Source organism: Methylocystis sp., from assembly GCF_021731785.1.
Taxonomy (GTDB): Bacteria; Pseudomonadota; Alphaproteobacteria; order Rhizobiales; family Beijerinckiaceae; genus Methylocystis.
This window is the reverse complement of the sequence record NZ_JAKFWS010000125.1, coordinates 26,160-43,043: the sequence shown is the minus strand read 5'-3', so window position 1 is coordinate 43,043 and position 16,884 is coordinate 26,160. Positions and strand designations below refer to the sequence as shown.

At 61.1% G+C, this 16,884-nt stretch carries 13 protein-coding genes and 1 pseudogene; 2 read left to right on the top strand and 12 right to left on the bottom strand.

The window, feature by feature from the left end; genetic code table 11:
• Positions 1–91 precede the first annotated feature (91 nt).
• The 11 genes and pseudogenes from QZ964_RS21635 to QZ964_RS17515 form a co-directional block, all read right to left on the bottom strand.
• Positions 92–925, bottom strand: a pseudogene (locus QZ964_RS21635) (PLP-dependent aspartate aminotransferase family protein); the annotation flags it as partial.
• Positions 918–2,999, bottom strand: a complete 2,082-nt coding sequence (locus QZ964_RS17560) for an acetate--CoA ligase family protein (protein ID WP_292533121.1) — start codon at positions 2,997–2,999, stop codon at positions 918–920. The gene QZ964_RS17560 and the pseudogene QZ964_RS21635, both read right to left, overlap by 8 nt.
• Positions 2,996–3,997, bottom strand: coding sequence for a 1-aminocyclopropane-1-carboxylate deaminase/D-cysteine desulfhydrase (locus tag QZ964_RS17555; RefSeq protein WP_292533120.1), 1,002 nt, complete (start codon positions 3,995–3,997; stop codon positions 2,996–2,998). Before QZ964_RS17555 ends, QZ964_RS17560 begins: the two co-directional genes overlap by 4 nt.
• Positions 3,994–5,355: an adenylosuccinate lyase family protein gene (locus tag QZ964_RS17550; protein WP_292533119.1), complete on the bottom strand. Its 1,362-nt coding sequence runs from the start codon at positions 5,353–5,355 to the stop codon at positions 3,994–3,996. Before QZ964_RS17550 ends, QZ964_RS17555 begins: the two co-directional genes overlap by 4 nt.
• The gene (locus QZ964_RS17545) at positions 5,352–6,863 is read right to left on the bottom strand and encodes an argininosuccinate lyase (RefSeq protein ID WP_292533118.1); all 1,512 of its coding nucleotides are present in this window, start codon (positions 6,861–6,863) and stop codon (positions 5,352–5,354) included. The genes QZ964_RS17550 and QZ964_RS17545 overlap by 4 nt, the downstream gene beginning before the upstream one ends.
• Positions 6,860–7,744 carry a phosphosulfolactate synthase gene (locus QZ964_RS17540; RefSeq protein WP_292533116.1) on the bottom strand — a complete coding sequence of 295 codons (885 nt, stop codon included), beginning with the start codon at positions 7,742–7,744 and terminating at the stop codon, positions 6,860–6,862. Before QZ964_RS17540 ends, QZ964_RS17545 begins: the two co-directional genes overlap by 4 nt.
• Complete coding sequence (locus tag QZ964_RS17535; protein ID WP_292533115.1) at positions 7,741–8,652, bottom strand: hypothetical protein; 912 nt, start codon at positions 8,650–8,652, stop codon at positions 7,741–7,743. Before QZ964_RS17535 ends, QZ964_RS17540 begins: the two co-directional genes overlap by 4 nt.
• Positions 8,652–9,512 carry a CoA-transferase gene (locus tag QZ964_RS17530; RefSeq protein WP_292533113.1) on the bottom strand — a complete coding sequence of 287 codons (861 nt, stop codon included), beginning with the start codon at positions 9,510–9,512 and terminating at the stop codon, positions 8,652–8,654. Before QZ964_RS17530 ends, QZ964_RS17535 begins: the two co-directional genes overlap by 1 nt.
• Positions 9,509–10,468, bottom strand: coding sequence for a CoA transferase subunit A (locus QZ964_RS17525; RefSeq protein ID WP_292533112.1), 960 nt, complete (start codon positions 10,466–10,468; stop codon positions 9,509–9,511). Before QZ964_RS17525 ends, QZ964_RS17530 begins: the two co-directional genes overlap by 4 nt.
• A complete protein-coding gene (locus QZ964_RS17520) occupies positions 10,468–12,063 on the bottom strand; it encodes a GMC family oxidoreductase (protein WP_292533110.1) in 1,596 nt (531 codons plus the stop codon). The genes QZ964_RS17525 and QZ964_RS17520 overlap by 1 nt, the downstream gene beginning before the upstream one ends.
• A 328-nt stretch (positions 12,064–12,391) precedes the next feature.
• The gene (locus QZ964_RS17515) at positions 12,392–13,522 is read right to left on the bottom strand and encodes a cobalamin-independent methionine synthase II family protein (RefSeq protein WP_292533108.1); all 1,131 of its coding nucleotides are present in this window, start codon (positions 13,520–13,522) and stop codon (positions 12,392–12,394) included.
• 206 nt (positions 13,523–13,728) lie between these two features.
• On the opposite strand from QZ964_RS17515, the gene QZ964_RS17510 reads away from it, so the two are divergent.
• Both QZ964_RS17510 and QZ964_RS17505 read left to right on the top strand, forming a co-directional pair.
• The gene (locus QZ964_RS17510; RefSeq protein ID WP_292533107.1) at positions 13,729–15,285 is read left to right on the top strand and encodes an FAD-dependent oxidoreductase; all 1,557 of its coding nucleotides are present in this window, start codon (positions 13,729–13,731) and stop codon (positions 15,283–15,285) included.
• 8 nt (positions 15,286–15,293) lie between these two features.
• Positions 15,294–16,061 (top strand): SDR family NAD(P)-dependent oxidoreductase, encoded by a 768-nt coding sequence (locus QZ964_RS17505; protein ID WP_292533106.1) that lies wholly within the window; start codon positions 15,294–15,296, stop codon positions 16,059–16,061.
• Positions 16,062–16,074: 13 nt separating this feature from the next.
• Here the strand turns inward: QZ964_RS17505 and QZ964_RS17500 are convergent, their stop codons facing one another.
• Positions 16,075–16,473, bottom strand: coding sequence for an AAA family ATPase (locus QZ964_RS17500; protein WP_292533105.1), 399 nt, complete (start codon positions 16,471–16,473; stop codon positions 16,075–16,077).
• Between the last annotated feature and the right edge of the window lie 411 nt (positions 16,474–16,884).

Here is a 16,884-nt window from a genome sequence, read left to right as displayed (position 1 = left end):
AGATCAAGGATAAGGCCTGCCGAGCTGCGCGCGAGTACCTTGGGTAAGAGACCCAGGAAACTGCAGGATGGCGCTCCAGCACGCGTGCGATCTCGAACGCCGAAGCACAATGACGCTCCATGCGTAGCTCCAGCGTTTTTAACCCGCGCAACAACAGAAAGGCCGTCAGCGGCGCAATCGTCGCGCCGGTAAGATTCCGGAGACCGGTGCTCCGGATCGTGTCGATAAGACGCACTGGCCCAACGACGGCGCCCGCAATCAGATCGCCATGTCCGCCGAGATATTTTGTGGCAGAATGGACCACAAGATCCGCGCCAAGCGCGAGCGGCTGTTGCAGGGCGGGCGTCGAGAAAGTGTTGTCGACAACGGTAAGGGCGCCATGGCACTTTGCCATCGAAGCAACAGCGCCGATATCTATCAATGCGAGCGTCGGGTTGCTCGGCGTTTCGAAAAAGACGAGCTTGGGGTGATGCAGGGCAAACGCCTTGGCAAGCTGCTCGAGATTCGTGAAGTCAACGACGATGGACTTAATGCCGAAGCGCGGCAAACCGCGCGCGAAAAGTTCGAAACTGTTGCCATAGAGCGTTCGATTGAACAAGACACAGTCACCGCTCTCCAGCAAACTGAACATCGTCGCGCTTATGGCCGCCATGCCCGAGCCAACCGCTAGTCCGGCCTCGGCGCCTTCAAAACTGGCAAGGCGCACCTCGAAAAGGGCCTGCGTCGGATTGCGCGTGCGGCCGTAGACGTATCCGGGCGCTTCGCCCCTAAAGATCGCCTCGCCTTCTTCGGCGGTAGGAAAGGCGTAGGTCGAGGTCATGAAAACTGGCGGAACCAGTGCGCCCAAAAAGTCGCTGGCGTCATACCATTCGTGAATCGCCCGCGTCGCGAAACCAGGCTTTCGATTCTTCTGGTCTTCATCCATGTGACGTCGCGCTTTCGGCGCGCATTCGCACATCGACGATCGTAAAGCTGTCGCCGGATGCGATCACGGGGTTTATGTCGAGTTCGTCAAGCCAGTTCGCGGCGGCGAACCATTGCGAGATGTCGGCGATAAGTCGCGCGAATTGCGCGATGTTGATCGGCCGCGCCGCCCTGAAACCTTGGAAGAGCTTTCGGCCTTTGAGCCCCTCGACCATGGCTCGCGCCTCCTCTGCGTCAATGGGCGCAAGGCGAAGCGCGACGTCGTTCAGCGCTTCGATCCAGACCCCGCCGAGACCAGCAAGAATGATTGGCCCGAAGGAAGGATCACGGCGACCGCCGATGACTAGTTCGAGTCCGGGCGCCGCCTGCTGCTGCAAGAGTGCCGGCCCCCGTCCAAGCCTCTGCTCAAAATCGGCGAAGGCGTTCGCCACTGCGCTGCAGTCGCTAAGACCAACGCGCACGGCGCCCTTTTCGCTCTTATGCGTCATGCCCGGACGTTCAGCTTTCAGGACCACCGGAAAACCCATCTGTTCGGCTTTGGCGGCCGCGTCATCGGCGTCGGTGACCATCGTGAAGGGCGTGACCGGAAAGCCGGCCTGCGCCAGCAATAAAAATGCCTGCGGCGCCGATACCCAACCCCCCGCGTCGAACGCCGAAGGCGCCGGAACGGGATTCCGGATGGATGCTGGTCGCACCGCCGCCGGCCGCGCGAGCGCCGCGGCGAGCGCCGTCGCGGTTCCTGCCGGCCAGAGATGACAGGGAATGGCCGCATCGAGCAGGCGCGCGCGATTGCCGTCGGCCTCCTTTGGCGCGACCCAGCAAATATGAAGCGGCTTTGTCGATCCGGCGGCGCGCGCCCTACACAAAGCCTCGATGATCGCGCCGCCGACTTCGGGCATCAGCGCGGAGCGTTGCAGCAGCACCGGAACGACGGCGTCGACTTCGCCACTTTTCATCAGCGCTTCGACCAAAGCGCCATACATTTGTGAGAACCGCGCCCAGTCGGTCGTCACGTCGACAGGGTTTATGGCAGATCCGTGTGGCGGCAACACATTTGCGAACGTCTCCTGAAGCGCCGGCGAGAGCGCCGGAACCGCCAGCCCTTGCGCCTCCAGCAGATCCGTCAGCTCAACGCCCGTGCCGCCAGAATTGGTGATGATCGCCACATTCTTGCCGCGCAGCGGCGGCTGGCGATCGAGCGAAGCCGCCACCTCCAGCAACGACAGCCCGTCTTCCACAATATGAGCGCCCGCCTGGCGCAAGGCAGCGATGGCGACGGCCGCATCGCCCGAAAGCGCCGCCGTATGACTCGCGGCCGCGCGCTGGCCCGACGCGCTCCGTCCCGTCTTCAGCGCGACGACCGGCTTTGTGGGCGTTATCGACGCAATCGCGTCGAAGAGCCTCCGACCATCGCTGATCGACTCGAGCAGCAACGCAATCGTTTGCGTATCAGGGTCGCGACCAAGAAAGGCCAAAAGGTCCGCTTCATCGACATCGGTCTTGTTGCCAAGCGCGACGATCTTCGAGAAGCCCATCCCTTCGTCCACCGACCGCGAATAGGCGGCCATTCCATAGGCGCCGCTCTGGGTAATGAGCGAAACGCCGCCTTTCTTGGGAAGTCCGATCGAGAGCGAAGCATTGAGTCCGCAACTCGTGCTGATGGCGCCAAAGCAGTTGGGGCCAACAACTCGAACGTCCAGCGCACGCGCTGTTTCGATGGTCCGTCGCTGCAACTCGGCTCCTTCAGCGCCGGTTTCAGCAAATCCACCGCTTATGATGACGGCGACAGGAATCTTCGCTCTACCGCAATCCTCGATGACGGCGGGGACGGTGGCGGGCGGCGTCACGACGATGGCAAGATCAATTTGCGTCGGCGCCGCATCGAGACGCGGAAAAGCGGGAAGTCCAAGAAGCTCGGTCGCGCTCGGGTGAATGCCAATCACTTCTCCGTGGAATCGTGACTGGGCTGAAGTGAGATTGCGCAATAAGAGCGCGCCCGCTTTGCCCGGAGTCGCCGAAGCGCCGACGACCGCCACGCGCCGTGGATTGAAAAGCGCTTCCTGCCAGTTGCTCATGATGGCTCCGCACCAGATGTGAAAAGCGCTGGCGCACCGCCAGTGTGCAGGAAGAGAATGTCATCGATGCCCGCATACTCGCCGCGCAGACACAGGCGCCGATAGCCCGCCATGGCCTTGCCGGTATAGACAGGGTCGAGAAAGATCGCCTCGGCGCGCGCTGTCGCCTCAATCGCTTCCTGTCCTTCACAAGACGGAACACCATAGCCTTCGCCGATAAAGCCTTCATGAACACGAAACGGCGCGCGATCAGTGTCGATCGTAGCGCCGATCAGTTCCGCGCCCGCCGCCGCGAGCAGGCGCGCGCGCGTCACGACTTCTGAAGCCGGACGGCTGACCGTGAGGGCTTCGATACGCCAGGATGCGGAAAAGAGCGCCGTGCCGAGCAACCATCCCGCCAGCGTCGCGCCGCCGCCGACGGCCATGATCACGCATTTCGGCGAAACGCCGAGAGCGGCGCATTGATCGAGCGTTTCGCGCACCGCGAGCGCGTGTGCGAGCGCGGCGAGCGGACAGGCGCCGCCGCGTGGGATAACATAAGGACGTGCGCCGCCGCCGCGCACCTCTGCCGCCGCCTGCTCCAGACCAATGTCAACCGAGGCGCGATCGGCGTCGCCGGTGAAGCGGATGTCAGCGCCAAGCATGGCGGCGAGGCGATGATTGCCTTCCGCGCGCCGAGGCGGCGCGCCCCAATATACGCTGATACATTTGAGGTCCGCGCGCGCGGCGATGGCAGCGGTTGCACGCACGTGATTGGATAAAATCCCCGCGCCGGTCACCAGTGTATCGGCTCTCTTTTGGAGGGCGTCGGCGATGACGAGATCGAGCGCGCGCACCTTGTTGCCGCCAAAAGCCGTCGGCACGAGATCGTCGCGCTTGAACCAGAGTCCTGGTCCACCGAGCGCCGCCGACAGGCGAGGCGCGGCATGCAAAGGCGTCGGCTCGACGATAAGCGAAAGACGCGGCAAGGCGTCAAGACGCGCGATCCGGTTGCTCATGGCGACGCTCGGCGTTCGAGCAGGCGATCGACAAGCGCGACGCACTGACCGATCTGCGCATATGGATCGAGCAGCCGCGCAATCTCATCTTCAAGAAGATGGATTCGGATATCTTGGTCGCGCGTCACCGCATCGGCAAAGGACAGACCCTCCCGGCGCGCCGTTGCAGCAAGCATCATGATCATTCGATGGGCGGCCGGTTTGCCGACCTTTCGCGCGAGCGCCAGCATGACGCCCTCCGAAAGCGCGAAGCCGCCATTCGCCATCAGATTAGCGCGCATCCGCTCTGCATCGACTTCAAGATTTTCGAGCAACGCGGCGAGGACGGACATCGCCTTGCCGGCAGCCATGGTTAATTCGGGAACCGCATGCCATTCGACCTTCCAGGCGCGGCCATCGCGCTCATGATCATGAACAAGGCTTTCGTGCAGCAGCCCCGCATTTGCACGCACGACGCGCGCCAACGTTCCAAGATGCTCCGCCGATTCCGGATTGCGCTTATGCGGCATCGTGATGCTGCCAATGCCCTGCGCAAGCGGCGCTTCGCGCAGTTCACCGATTTCGTCGCGCTGCAGATTGTAGACTTCATGGCCAATGCGATCCGCCGTGGCCGACATAAGGGCGAGCAACTGTGCCCATTCTGCATAGAGATCGCGGCTCGCGGTCCAGGACATGTCCGGAACGCGTAGGCCGAGGCGGTCGAAGAAGCTCTGCTGCAAGGCGAGCGCCTGCGATCCAAGCGCGGAGAGACTGCCGACGCCACCGCAAAGCTGACCGACGTCCATTCGCTCGGTGGCTTCGTTAAGGCGCACGCGATGGCGGCGCAATTCGGCGAGCCAGCTCCCGACCTTGAAGCCGAAGGTGATCGGCAAGCCTTGCTGCCCGTGCGTCCGTCCAGCCATGATCGTATTTCGATGGCGCTGGCAAAGCGCTTCACAGGCCGCGATTGAACGTTCGAGATCGGCGACGAGCAGCAGTCGCGCGTCGCGCAACGCCAGCATGAGCCAACTATCGGTAATGTCTTGCACCGTCGCGCCAAAATAGAACCACTCGGCGCCGGACGATCGGCAACGACGCGCGATTGCTGCGATCAGTCCCGAAGTCGAATGAGCCGTCGCTTCGTAGCCCTCTCGGCATTCAGCCAAAAAGGCGTCGTCGATGCGCAGCGACTTACAGGTTGCCTTTATATCAAGCGCCGCTTCCCGCGGGATCACGTCACGCTCGCCCTGCAATTCTGCGAGCAGCGAAAGAATTTCCACCCATCGCTGCGTTCGCGGAATGTCGTCGAAGAGCGCGCGCATCGCTGGCGTCGCCCACGCACCGCCATAGATTGCCGATCCGAGCGACCACCCCGTCATGCGGCGCCCCCAATAAAAGCTCGTGCTTCGGCAAGGAGCGCATCAATCGCACCCTTTCGGCGCATACGTAGCTTTGTGACCTGTTCGCGGCGCTCGCGGGCCGCGGCAGCAAGTTGATCAGCCATCGCCACGACCTCGTCCGGCGCCGCGCAACCGATGTCCGTTCGCGCTGCAATGCAGCCATTCAGATCGAGCGCAGACGTAAGGATGTCAGCGGACTTTGCGATGCTGAGTTCGACGCCTGTGATCTTCAAAGCCGCAACCAAATCTCCCGCCGTCGCGTCCGCGAGAAAGCGCTGCTGCGCCTCCAGTTCCGCGACAAGCCGGCCGACCGCGCCATGAGCGCGGCGATAATCAATACCGGCTTCGGCTGTCAGCCTTTCGGCGAGATCGCCGGCGCATACCGAACGATCAGCGAGCGCCATAAGGGCGCGCGCCTTGTTGAACTCAAGGCCATCGACACATTCGGCAACAAGCCGAGCGGCTTGCCCAGCGGCGAGCAACGCATCCGGACCTGCGCCATAGACAAACAGACGATTGTCCATCTGACCTGAAGGCGTGCGCCCTGCCGCGGTGACCCCAGCCTGAACGCCGATAAGATGATTGGCGGTCGCACGCACATAGGCAAGCGCAAATGGATTGCGCTTTTGCGGCATAATCTTGCTCGCGCGCGAGTGTGAGTCTGCAAGTCGGATGAACCCGAACTCTGCGCTCGCGAAAATCATCAAATCTTCGGCAAGACGGTCAAGGTTGATGGTTGCGGCGACCGCGATCGCGCAGGCCTCGATGGAAAGATCGTGCATCCACATGGCGTCGCGCGCATGGCGCACCGGCGCGCAGAAACCCAGACGCTTCGCCAGCGACAAGCGGTCATGGCGGATCGTCGAGCCGTTGGAACTGCCAATGCCCGCCGGACACTGGTCGGCGCGCGCATGGAGCCCGAGAACGCGCTCGATGTCGCGCAGCATCGGCCAAGCGAAGCCCTGAAGGTAATGTCCGAATGTCGTTGGCTGCGCCGACTGCAGATAAGTGTAATCTGGCATCAAGCTGCCTTTATGGCACAATGACAGCGCTCGTAGCGCATCGACCGCCGTTGTTAGTGCATCGCAGAGATCACAGAGCGCGTCGCAGAGCTTCAAATGGTAGGCGGTCGTTAGCGCTTCGCGCCGGGCGCGGGCAACGCCGAGCCAGCCAACGGCCGCCGTTCTGCTTGCAAGCCAGGCCTCGCGGTTGGTGTAGAGATCTCCCAATTCCGGCTTAGGCTCGAAATCTTTGGCGCTCTGCAACTCCAACAATGTGGCAAGTAGATCGCGGGCCGCGGCTCGAGGAACGACGCCGTTCCCGGCAAGGCACAGCGTGTGCGCGACATCGATCCAGCCGATCGCCTCGGCAAGCTCCTTTTGCGCCACAAGTTCTTGCGCGAAAGCCGAAGCGACAAGACGGTCTGACGGCGATTGTGAAAGGCGTTCGCCAATCTCCAGCACCGCTAAGCGCGCGTCATCGGTCATTCGTCGCTCGCGACCAAATTGGCCGGCCCGCCGCTTTCGATACTCGCTGGATCCCAGACGCCAGCGTCGCGGGAATGTTTTGCGACGGCAGCAAAAGTTTCAAAGCGCAGACCGCAGCGCAGCGCCTCCAATGCGAGGCATTCCTGCGGCGGGATGTTGCCGAGGCTGACATTGGCGCCGAAACGGCAGACGAGATAGGACTGCTGGTCGCGCAGCGGCGCTTCCCAGATAAGGCGAGACGCAACATCCCCCACCCGTTGTGTCAATTCATCGAGGAACGACGAACGGATGTCGCCGCAGCGATCATAAATTCCAACGCCCTGCCCACTCTCCCGGCCTTCGACGATCACCCAGGAAGCGCCCCAGTCGAGGTCCTGTAAAACCTGTACGGCAAGCTCTTCAGCGCTCAGCTGCCGCGCGGGATCCTTCCGCCCAACCTCCGTGATGGGCTGCAAGCCAGCATTTCTGGCGCAGTCGATCATCCGCCGGCGGCGTTCGCCCGGGAGATCGATCGTGCCCTCAGAAATTTCCGCGGCGCCAAATCCGAGTTCGGCCGCGCGCTTCATGAAGACGCGACAATGCTCCTGCACCACGGCCGCTTCAAGCAGAGTGCCGCCGGGATATGCAAGGATATTGTGCTCGCGCAGCAGCGCGAGTTTTGCTTCCAGTGCGGCGCGCGGCATCAACGCCGTGGTGCCGAAGCCGAATTTCCACTGATCAATATGCTGGCTTGCAAGATCGAGAGTGTCGCGCATGGCCGAAAGACCGAGGCCCGTGTCCATCACCATTGTCACGCCGGTTGTCCTCGGCCTTCGCAGGCGCCGGCTCACGATCGCGTCGAGCGACCATACGCCTTTCCATGCTGAATCGACGCCGCTCATGGCTTCTCCTTCACCGCCTGAGCGAGGGCGCGCAGCGCTCGTTCCACCATCGGCAAATCCGCACCCCATGGCACGATCATCATTTCTCCGTCCCGTTCGATATCGAATTCGAGCAGGCAGCATTTGAGAATTGTGGGCTCGTTCCGGCTTCCGGCGATTACGCGCGGGCACATTTCAATGCGCGGCGGCTCGTCGCCGTAATAATGCCGGTGGAACTGCAGGCTTCGCTCGCAGCCGATCAGCGTCCAGTTTTCGCGGGTCGGCGGGCGCTCATCGAGATAGTGAACGGGCGCCCCCAGATCATCGAGACCGCCTGAGCGGCAAGGAACAAGATAAGCGGCCGGCGATTGATTGCGCGTCAGCTCTTTCAGCTCGATCCGTTCAAGAACCGCGATGATCGGCGGCAAATCGGCGTAACCGAGCACATGCGTCACCAGATCGAACAGTTTCGGCGGCTCCGGCGGCGCGACTTCGACCACCTTCACGACAAGCGGCTGCGGGCGGTGAATGAAATTGACGTGGTCGAATTTGCCTTCGCAAATGAGCGTTTTGTCGGCGCCGATCCCATTTCGCAGCGCGAGTGAAGCAAGCGCCGAGCGATTGCCGCAGTCCGTTTCCGGATCTCGCACGTAAACGCATGCGTCGGGCAGCGCGAGCACTTCGATCTGTCTGATCGGCGAAAAAAGCGGCTGGCGATCTTCGGAAGACACCGCGACAACCGCATATGCGCCGTTCGACGACCGAAGAACGACAAATTCTGTGCGACGATAGGCTTCCCGATCGAGAAAATGCGTGACAATCGCACTTTCCGTCATTGCACCGTCATAAGGCTGTACGCTCACGCCGCGATAGGGCAGCGGAACCAGATTGACCTCATTGCGAAGCATGAGAGGAGCTTTTTCCAGCATCACGCCGGCTCCTTCCGCGTATCCACAATATCGAAGCGGCGCACGAGGTCGGCGGGCCTGATTTCCTTTTCGTGTATCTTGAGCGGATCGAGCAAGCGAATAAGTTTAACTTCCGCACGCGTGGGCGGCGCAATTGTTTCGACGCAATTGACGACCCGAAGCGCAAAGCCGGTGCTCTCCTGCACATCTCCAAGGCTTGTATCCGGATAAAGCGCGGCGAGTCGCATATGACCTTCGGCGTCGAAATCGAACAGGCCGAGCTCCGTCACCAGATATTCAGGACCATTTCCTTGATGACCGTAATCTTGACGCGGTCGACCGTCCGCATCGCGATGACCAAGATTGGTGATGAAGTCGCAGCTTTCGACCAGACGAAAGCGCCGGCGGCCCTTTGCATCCCTCTCGGCGCGATGCGCCGGCGTCCAGAGCGTCACGCGCTGGGCGTCGCAGGAAAGATTGCCGCCGCCGCCGCCGCCCGGCAATTTCATCGCCGTGCGCGGCGTGCCCAACGTCGTGACATTACAGTTGCCCCAGCGATCGATCTGAAGGCCGGAGAGGAACATGCGGCCCATGCGCCCGGCTGCAGCGAGATCGAAGAGCTCTTCGATGTCGAGCGATGATGAGGCGCCGCAATCCATGACCCAATCATTGGTCGTCGGGGTCAGGAAGCGCGGCGCTGGATCGACGCCGTAAGTTGCCCCCGCAATGAGAACCATGCGCCGCGCTTGGCTGCGTTTGGCGACATGCATGGCGAGTTGCGCCAGCGGCGAACCGAAGCCGTGAAAGACAAGCTCGCCGTCGCCAATCGTTCGCGCCATCGCCGCAATCATCATTTCCCCGAGGGTGCAGCTTGCGATCATGCGACCGCCTCATCGAGATAAAGGCGCATCCATGCGTCATCGCCATCGGCCCATGACGCAAGACGCGCGCGCGTAGCATCGCCGCCAATGGATTCGATATAAGCTTCGTGGCTCGAAACGCCATAAACGAAGGCGTCGAGATATTGCGTCTTGAAATCGGCGGCGCTTTCTCGCGCGGCGGCGTGATAGAGCGCCGTGTGCCGGCGGTCGTATGCGTAGAAGGGATAACAGGCGGTCGGATGAGCACCCATCGGCGTACCGCTCAACGCGGTAACATAAAAGTACGGAATGACCGCGCCTTGCATAGCCCGCAACGCCTCTGTCGAGACGATTTTCTCGACGGTCGCCAGCACGACCCTCGAGGCTCGGGCAAAAAGCAGATCCGCGACAGGTGGTCCCTGTATGATAAGGTTGCCGCGTTCATCTCCATATTGTGCGTGGATCAGCGCGACATCCGGCTCGAGCGCTGGAACAAGCAGCAGCTCCTCCCCCGTGAACGGACAGGTCATGCGCTTGTATTCGGGATGTAGCGCCGTGAAGCTCGTGCCGCGCAGCGAGCGTATCGGCATGAAGGGCAGACCCTGGATCGCTGCGCGCAACTGCTGCACCAGAGTGTAGCAACAACTGTCATTCACTTCGACGGCACCGGACTCGAGTGCACGCCGATAATTCGGCGCAAGGCCGAAATCCTGCTCGAAGCCGACATAGCTCTCGCAAGAACGCGAAAGCGCGCCCCCCGCGCAAAGGAGATCGATATCGATTCCATGCGCGGAGCCGACGACCGTCAGGCCGCTTAGCCCCTTTCGTAACAATGCGCGTAGCAGGGCCATGGGCTCGCGCGACGAGAGCCCGCCGCCGACCGCGACGATGGCGTCGTTGGAGACCATGGCCGCAAGCTCATCGAGACTTCGGCGCTTGTTCGTCTCCGTGTAGATCGGGCGTGAGGTTGACGGCATCAGGCGCTCCCGGGGCAACGGCCACGGATCATATCCGCGGCCTTTTCTGCGATCATGATGACTGGGGCGTTGGTGTTGCCGCTCACAATGGTCGGCATGACAGAGGCATCGACGATCCGCAGTCCAGATACGCCATGCACGCGAAGTTCCGGGTCCACCACCGCCATGTCGTCAACGCCCATCTTGCAGGTTCCGACAGGGTGCCAGGTGGTGGAGGCCGTGCGACGAACGAAAGACGCTATTTCCGAGTCGCTCCGCAAATGCGCGCGCGGCGCGATTTCGGAGCCGCGAATGTCGTCGAAGGCGCTAGCGTAAAGGAGTTGGAGATTGCACCGCACGCCCGCAACGGCGCAACGCATATCATCGGGGTCGCTGAGATAGTTGAAATCGATCACCGGCCGGTCGAGCGGATCCGCGGACGCGAGCGACACGCTGCCCCGACTGCGCGGACGATTGATATAGGCGGTGAATGTCAGTCCGTGCCGGTTTGTCGGCCCAGCTTCCGGATAGTCAGACGCGAGATGTGCGAGGAAGAACAGCTGCAGTTCAGGCCGGGCTTCCTCGAACTTCACGAACGCGCCGGCTTCGAGGAAATTTGAAGCCATCGGGCCGCTGCGGTCGCTTTCATATTGCTGGCGCGCTACCCGTTTCTGTGCGTCGTCGAGCCCACCAAAAGTTAGCGGCTGCGTGATTTCGCATCTCACGCGCGCGTGGAGATGATCCTGAAGATTTTTTCCGACCCCGGGCAAATCAAAGCTTACTTCGAACCCGTGCCTTTCGAGTTCAGCTCCGGGGCCAACGCCCGAGAGCATGAGCAATTGTGGAGAGCGCAGCGCGCCCGCGGAAAGGATGATTTCGCTTTCAGCGCGCGCAGTTTCCGCGGAACCCTTGCGTATAAAGTCGACGCCGACAGCGCGGCGCCCGTCGAATCGCAACCTCGTTACATGGGCGTGAGTAAGAATCGTAAGGTTCGCGCGCTGGCGCGCCGGTTTCAGGAATGCGTCGGCGGCGCTGCAGCGCGCGCCATTGGCGAGCGTCCCCTGCAGTGGCCCACATCCTTCCTGCGTCTCCCCGTTGAAATCTGGATTGAAAGCAAGACCAACTTCTCGTCCCGCCGCCAGATAGCGGTCGACGAGCGCGTTCGGATGATGGCTCGAGACGACGAGCGGTCCGTCCTTGCGGTGGAAGCGATCGGAAAATTCCCTGTTCCCTTCCGATTTGCGGAAATAGGGCAGCACTTCTTCGTATGACCAGCCCGCTGCACCCTCTGCCGCCCATTCATCGTAATCGCCGCGGTTGCCGCGGATATAGATCATGTAGTTGATGGCGCTCGATCCGCCGAGCACGCGGCCCTGCGGCACGAAGATGCGACGCCCCTGCAAGCCCGATTGCGGCAACGATCGATCGCCCCAGTCAAACGGACTGTCTTGCAAGCTGCCATAAAGCGCCGGCGTGCAGATCGACGGCGCGCCACCCTCGCCGCCCGCCTCCAGCAGCAGTACGTTGCAATTGGGGTCTTCGCTCAACCTGCTCGCCAGCACGCATCCGGCCGATCCCGCGCCAACGATGATGTAGTCGAAGACAGATGCGTCCATTGCTCGGGCTTACCCACCAGTCGGGGTTGTGTTTGCGTTCATCCGTCGATCACGGAACATGTCGGCCTGGCGGCGCCCGCCGCGCCGCAGCACAAGCAGCCTGATCCGTGCTGTTCTTCCCACGGGTGTGTCTCGATATTTTCCGTATTGGGACGGGCGCGCCGGCCATTACAGCCGCCGCAGGCCCATTCGCTCGGCATCTGGCAGCCATCGAGAACCAGAGTCCTGGCGACATTCCCGCAATCGGGACAGGAAATGACGTAAATCGGCATCACGCAGTCTCGCCTGATGGGAGGCGCGGCGGAGAGCCACCGCGCCGCAAATCGGATTACTCCGCCGCGATGGCTTGTCCGGCTTGCGCGCGCACCAGCTTCACGCCTTCGACCAACGCATGGAGCTTGTCCTGCGCGATGTAGCGTTGGAGTAGGATGAGACCGCAATCGGTTGTGACGCCAAGGCGCTCAGCCGGGATCACCTTCAGCAGATTGTTGATCCGGTCCGCCACCTGTGTGGCCGTTTCGGTAATTGTGCTCTTCACGTCGATGACGCCCGCCCAGAAGTCGACATTGTCTGGCAGCGGAAACTCCTTGAACGCGTCAAGGCCCGACATGTCGTCGATGCGTCGTCCGCAATTTTCGAGATTCAGCACGTTGAAATTAGCTTCATAGGCCTTGGGGACAATGGCTCGGGTGGCGGCCGGCGCCTTTGCGTTGTCCTTGCGCTTGGCGAGATCATAAATCTCGCCGGGCTTCCCCGTGTCATCAGCATAATAGGCCGGCGTGCCGCCCCAATTACCCCAACAGACATGGACGACGATGCGCGCATTCTTGACGCCTTCAACCGCCGTGTTGAACGCCTCGATGGCCCAGTCTTCGAAGAAATAGGGCCAAGTAAATTCATCAAGCTGGATGAAATCCACGCCCAGCGCATCGACCTCGCGAATATCGTCATTCATCGCTTTGGCGATTGCGAGCGCGCGGTCGCGCGAACTTTTGTAAAAGAGGTCGTTGGTGCACTGCGCAAGGACCTGCACGCCCGTGTATTGAACCTTTGTCGGCTTGCTCGTGGCGCGCTTCAGGGCGCGCGCCTGCTCCACCATGATGGAGCCGTGGCGCTTGATCTCCTGCTCGACCGTGCCCGTATGGAGGCGACTATAAATTGGAAACCCGAGATGACCTCCGCGCAGGTTGTATCCGAGCCGCCGGAAATAGTGGTAAACTGCTGTGTCCGCATAGTTGTCGCCGTGCACCCGGCCGTCGGAAATGATGTCGAGGCCGGCGCGCTCCTGATCGAGAGCGATAGCGCCGATCGCATCTTCCAGTGCTTCGCGACTGATCGAATCCGGCGGTTCGCGGTCGCCCTCAAAACTTCTGGCGAAGGAAGCATCCCACCATCTGGGATTAGGATAATTGCCAACCATGCTGGTCGGAATGAGAATCTCCTGCCCGGCAATCTTCATGGTCCATTCCCTCTGTTATCGTTCTGAACTTCGGCTGGACCGCATCCCCTCCAGACGAAACCTATTATAGCTTAACATATTGATATGCAAAGGGCATGCGGAGCGGCACTTTGGGAGCGTTGATGCCAGCGACTTTCTTCGGTGTATTTGGTTGCCGAAGCTATGGCGCTGGACAAGTTTGAAAACACTTCCGCAGGGGGAACGCGATGCCGACAGGTCCCTCCTTTCTGTCGATCTCGCAATGGGGCGAATTGATCGAGGAAGCGCTAGCGCATCCACAGGCCGTCGGCCCTATCCGCAACATTCGCGACGACGACGCGCGCGTCTTCGACGCGATTTTCATCGGCGGCGGCGCCGCAGGGCGGTTTGGCGCGGCATATATGCGCGCAATGGGCGGCAGGCCGCTCATCGTCGACTGCTGGCCGTTCCTTGGCGGCTCCTGTCCGCATAATGCCTGCGTTCCGCATCATCTGTTTTCTGATTGCGCCGCCGAACTGATGCTGGCGCGGACATTTGCCGGCGAACTGTGGTTTCCTGAGCTCAAGGGAAAAATCACCAGCATCAAGGAAGTGGTCGACCTTTTTCGCAAGGGACGCACCGGTCCGCATGCGGTGATGAACTATCAAAGCAAAGAACAGCTCGACATCGAATTTCTCCTTAATGCGCCCGCGCGCATTGTAGACGCGAAAACGGTGGAAGCCGCTGGCGAAATTTTTAGCGCGCGCGCACTGGTGCTCGCCTGTGGAGCCGAGGCGGCGCCATTGGATGCCCCAGGGGCGCATCTTGCCGGCGTTCACACTTATGAAAGCATCGTCGAAACGTTGGGCCGCGACCCTGGGCCGACCATCGTCGTGATCGGGGGCGGCAAGACGGCGATCGAGTACGGCTGCTTCTTCAACGCGACCGGCCGGCGAGTCGTGATGCTTGTGCGCCATCGTCCGCTCGAATTGATCCCCGATGCCGAGACAAGAGCTTATGGGCTCGATCGCATGCGCGAACAGGGCATCGAAATCATCGAAGGCGCGACTGTCGTCGAGATCGCTGGCGATGCGTCAGGACGAGTTGCCGGTGTGATTGCGGAGACAGCTGCGGGACGATTGGAGGTAGCAACCGATTTCGTCTTTCACGCGCTCGGCGAGCGACCACGCTCGCATATGGCGGTCGAGGCTCTTGGCGTCGACCTGGATGCAAAGGGCGCCGTCATCGTGGATGATTCATTGCGGACGTCGGTTCCCGGCGTCTACGCTGTCGGCGATCTGATCGGCGCGCCCATGGAGATGTTCAAAGCGCGCAAGAGCGGGGCCTATGCCGCCCGCGCCATTATGGGCGAGACGGTCAGCTATAGGCCGAGCGACTGGCCGGATTTTCTCCATACGCATTACGAAGTGAGCTGGCTCGGCCTTGGAGAAGATGCGGCGCGGGCGCGCTACAGGAATGTCGTCGTGCTGAAGCTGCCGCCTGACACGCCGGACGGCCTCAATGTCGGGCTGCCGGCAGGCGACCGCACGATGCTTTACGCCATGGCGCGCCCGCATATGTCGGGCTTTCAGAAATTGATCCTGGACGGCGACACGCGTCGGGTTATCGGCGCGCATCACATCGGCTACGGCGCCAAGGACGCATTTCAATATCTGAATGCGCTCGTCAAACGTGGCCTCACCATCGACGAACTCGGCGATCTCGACGAGCTTTTCCTGAATCCGACCTACTTCATCCAGTTGGCGCGGCTCAGGGCGGGACAAACCAGTCTAACAAGCATGTAGGAACAGCCATGACGGGGCGGGTTGCAGGCAAGACGATTATTGTCACAGGAGGCGCAGGCGGCCTTGGCTTGGCGATCACGCGGCTCATTGCGAAAGAAGGCGCGGCGGTGGGCGTCATCGACATTGACGGCGAATGCGCGGTAGAGGCGGCCAAAGGACTAACCGACGAAAGCGTCAATGCGATGGGCGTCGGCGCCGATGTCGCGGATGGAGATGCGATTTCGCGCGCCATACGCCAAATCGAAGAAATGCTGGGGCCGATCCATGGGCTCGTCAACAATGCTGGCGTCGCCGCCCTTGGCTCCGTTCATGAAACCGAAGAGCAGTCGTGGCGGCGCCTGATGGACATCAATGTCAACGGCGTGTTCCTCACATGCAAAGCCGTATTGCCCAGCATGGTCGCGCGCGGTCACGGCGTCATCGTCAATATAGCTTCAATTGCAGGATTGGTCGGCATCCCCAACATGGCCGCCTACTGCGCGTCCAAGGGCGCCATCATCAGTCTGACGCGGCAAATGGCGGTCGACTATGCGAAATCTGGTGTTCGTGTCAACGCGATCGCTCCGGGCACGATAGCGTCGACCGAGATGGGCCAGAGGCTGCTTCAGAGCGACGTAACCCCCGAGGCGCAGGCCCGTAGGCTGGCAAAATATCCGATGGGTCGTTATGCGACCGTCGATGAAATTGCTCAAGCGGCGCTGTTCTTGCTGAGCGATGAGGCTTCCTTTGCAACAGGTAGTGTTCTTACCGTCGATGGAGGTATGACCGCATTGTGATTGAGATCAGACTTTAATCGGCCGGCGCCCGCGTCTGCTTGAAGAAAGTTGGCTGTCCAAGGTTGACGTCGGTATCTATGACGAACTCCCGGAGCGGGCCGAACTCTGGAACTGTCGGGTCAAAGCTCACGTGAAGCCGCAGATCGATTGACGGTACGAGCGCGCGGACTTCTTCGACGTCAGCCCCTTTTAGGTGCGCGCGATGCACCGCGCAGAATTTGTCGTAGCAAGCGCTCGAAAAGTCCTCGATCTCAAACGTGTTGCGTTCCGAGAGGAATTTGCGGATGACGTCGGAGAGCGAGGTCTTTCCGCAGTTGTTGCGTCCGACTATGACCGTGGTCACGTCTTCAAGCTGCAGGGAAATATCGTGCAGTAAGCGAAAGTTTTTTATTTTAGTTGTTTTTAGTTTCAACGGCCACCCCGTCTAAAATGTATCATTGGGTGGCAATCTATACTCATGAGGCAGCTAGCGGAAGTATGGAATTGCAGTGGCAAGCCACGCGGTCTCAGCCGCCCCCGTCGTTCGCCTGCGCTCGGTGCCCACCTAGGCGCGAAAAGTCAGCAAAGGGTCAAAATTTCCCACTGCTGAATCCGTTCGGCAAAGTCGGCCTGGCACCGGTTTAAGACTTTGTAGCCGCGACGGCGGAAACCTTTTGACCGCACTTTAAAATCAATTTCGCGGAAGGGCCTGCGCTTTTCTTAACTTTCAGAACGGAGAATTTAAGCCCGACTCCGCCAACACTGCCGGCGTGCTCGCCAACGCTTGATTGCGATCACGTGTCGCGTCATTCTTGTCTACGGGGCGCGGCTCCACGCTGAAATG

Excerpts from the sequence above, each read along its gene's own strand:
- QZ964_RS17560 (WP_292533121.1), bottom strand. The coding sequence starts at position 2,999 with ATGAGCAACTGGCAGGAAGCGCTTTTCAATCCACGGCGCGTGGCGGTC.
- QZ964_RS17555 (WP_292533120.1), bottom strand. The coding sequence starts at position 3,997 with ATGAGCAACCGGATCGCGCGTCTTGACGCCTTGCCGCGTCTTTCGCTT.
- QZ964_RS17550 (WP_292533119.1), bottom strand. The coding sequence starts at position 5,355 with ATGACGGGGTGGTCGCTCGGATCGGCAATCTATGGCGGTGCGTGGGCG.
- QZ964_RS17545 (WP_292533118.1), bottom strand. The coding sequence starts at position 6,863 with ATGACCGATGACGCGCGCTTAGCGGTGCTGGAGATTGGCGAACGCCTT.
- QZ964_RS17540 (WP_292533116.1), bottom strand. The coding sequence starts at position 7,744 with ATGAGCGGCGTCGATTCAGCATGGAAAGGCGTATGGTCGCTCGACGCG.
- QZ964_RS17535 (WP_292533115.1), bottom strand. The coding sequence starts at position 8,652 with ATGCTGGAAAAAGCTCCTCTCATGCTTCGCAATGAGGTCAATCTGGTT.
- QZ964_RS17530 (WP_292533113.1), bottom strand. The coding sequence starts at position 9,512 with ATGATCGCAAGCTGCACCCTCGGGGAAATGATGATTGCGGCGATGGCG.
- QZ964_RS17525 (WP_292533112.1), bottom strand. The coding sequence starts at position 10,468 with ATGCCGTCAACCTCACGCCCGATCTACACGGAGACGAACAAGCGCCGA.
- QZ964_RS17520 (WP_292533110.1), bottom strand. The coding sequence starts at position 12,063 with ATGGACGCATCTGTCTTCGACTACATCATCGTTGGCGCGGGATCGGCC.
- QZ964_RS17515 (WP_292533108.1), bottom strand. The coding sequence starts at position 13,522 with ATGAAGATTGCCGGGCAGGAGATTCTCATTCCGACCAGCATGGTTGGC.
- QZ964_RS17510 (WP_292533107.1), top strand. The coding sequence starts at position 13,729 with ATGCCGACAGGTCCCTCCTTTCTGTCGATCTCGCAATGGGGCGAATTG.
- QZ964_RS17505 (WP_292533106.1), top strand. The coding sequence starts at position 15,294 with ATGACGGGGCGGGTTGCAGGCAAGACGATTATTGTCACAGGAGGCGCA.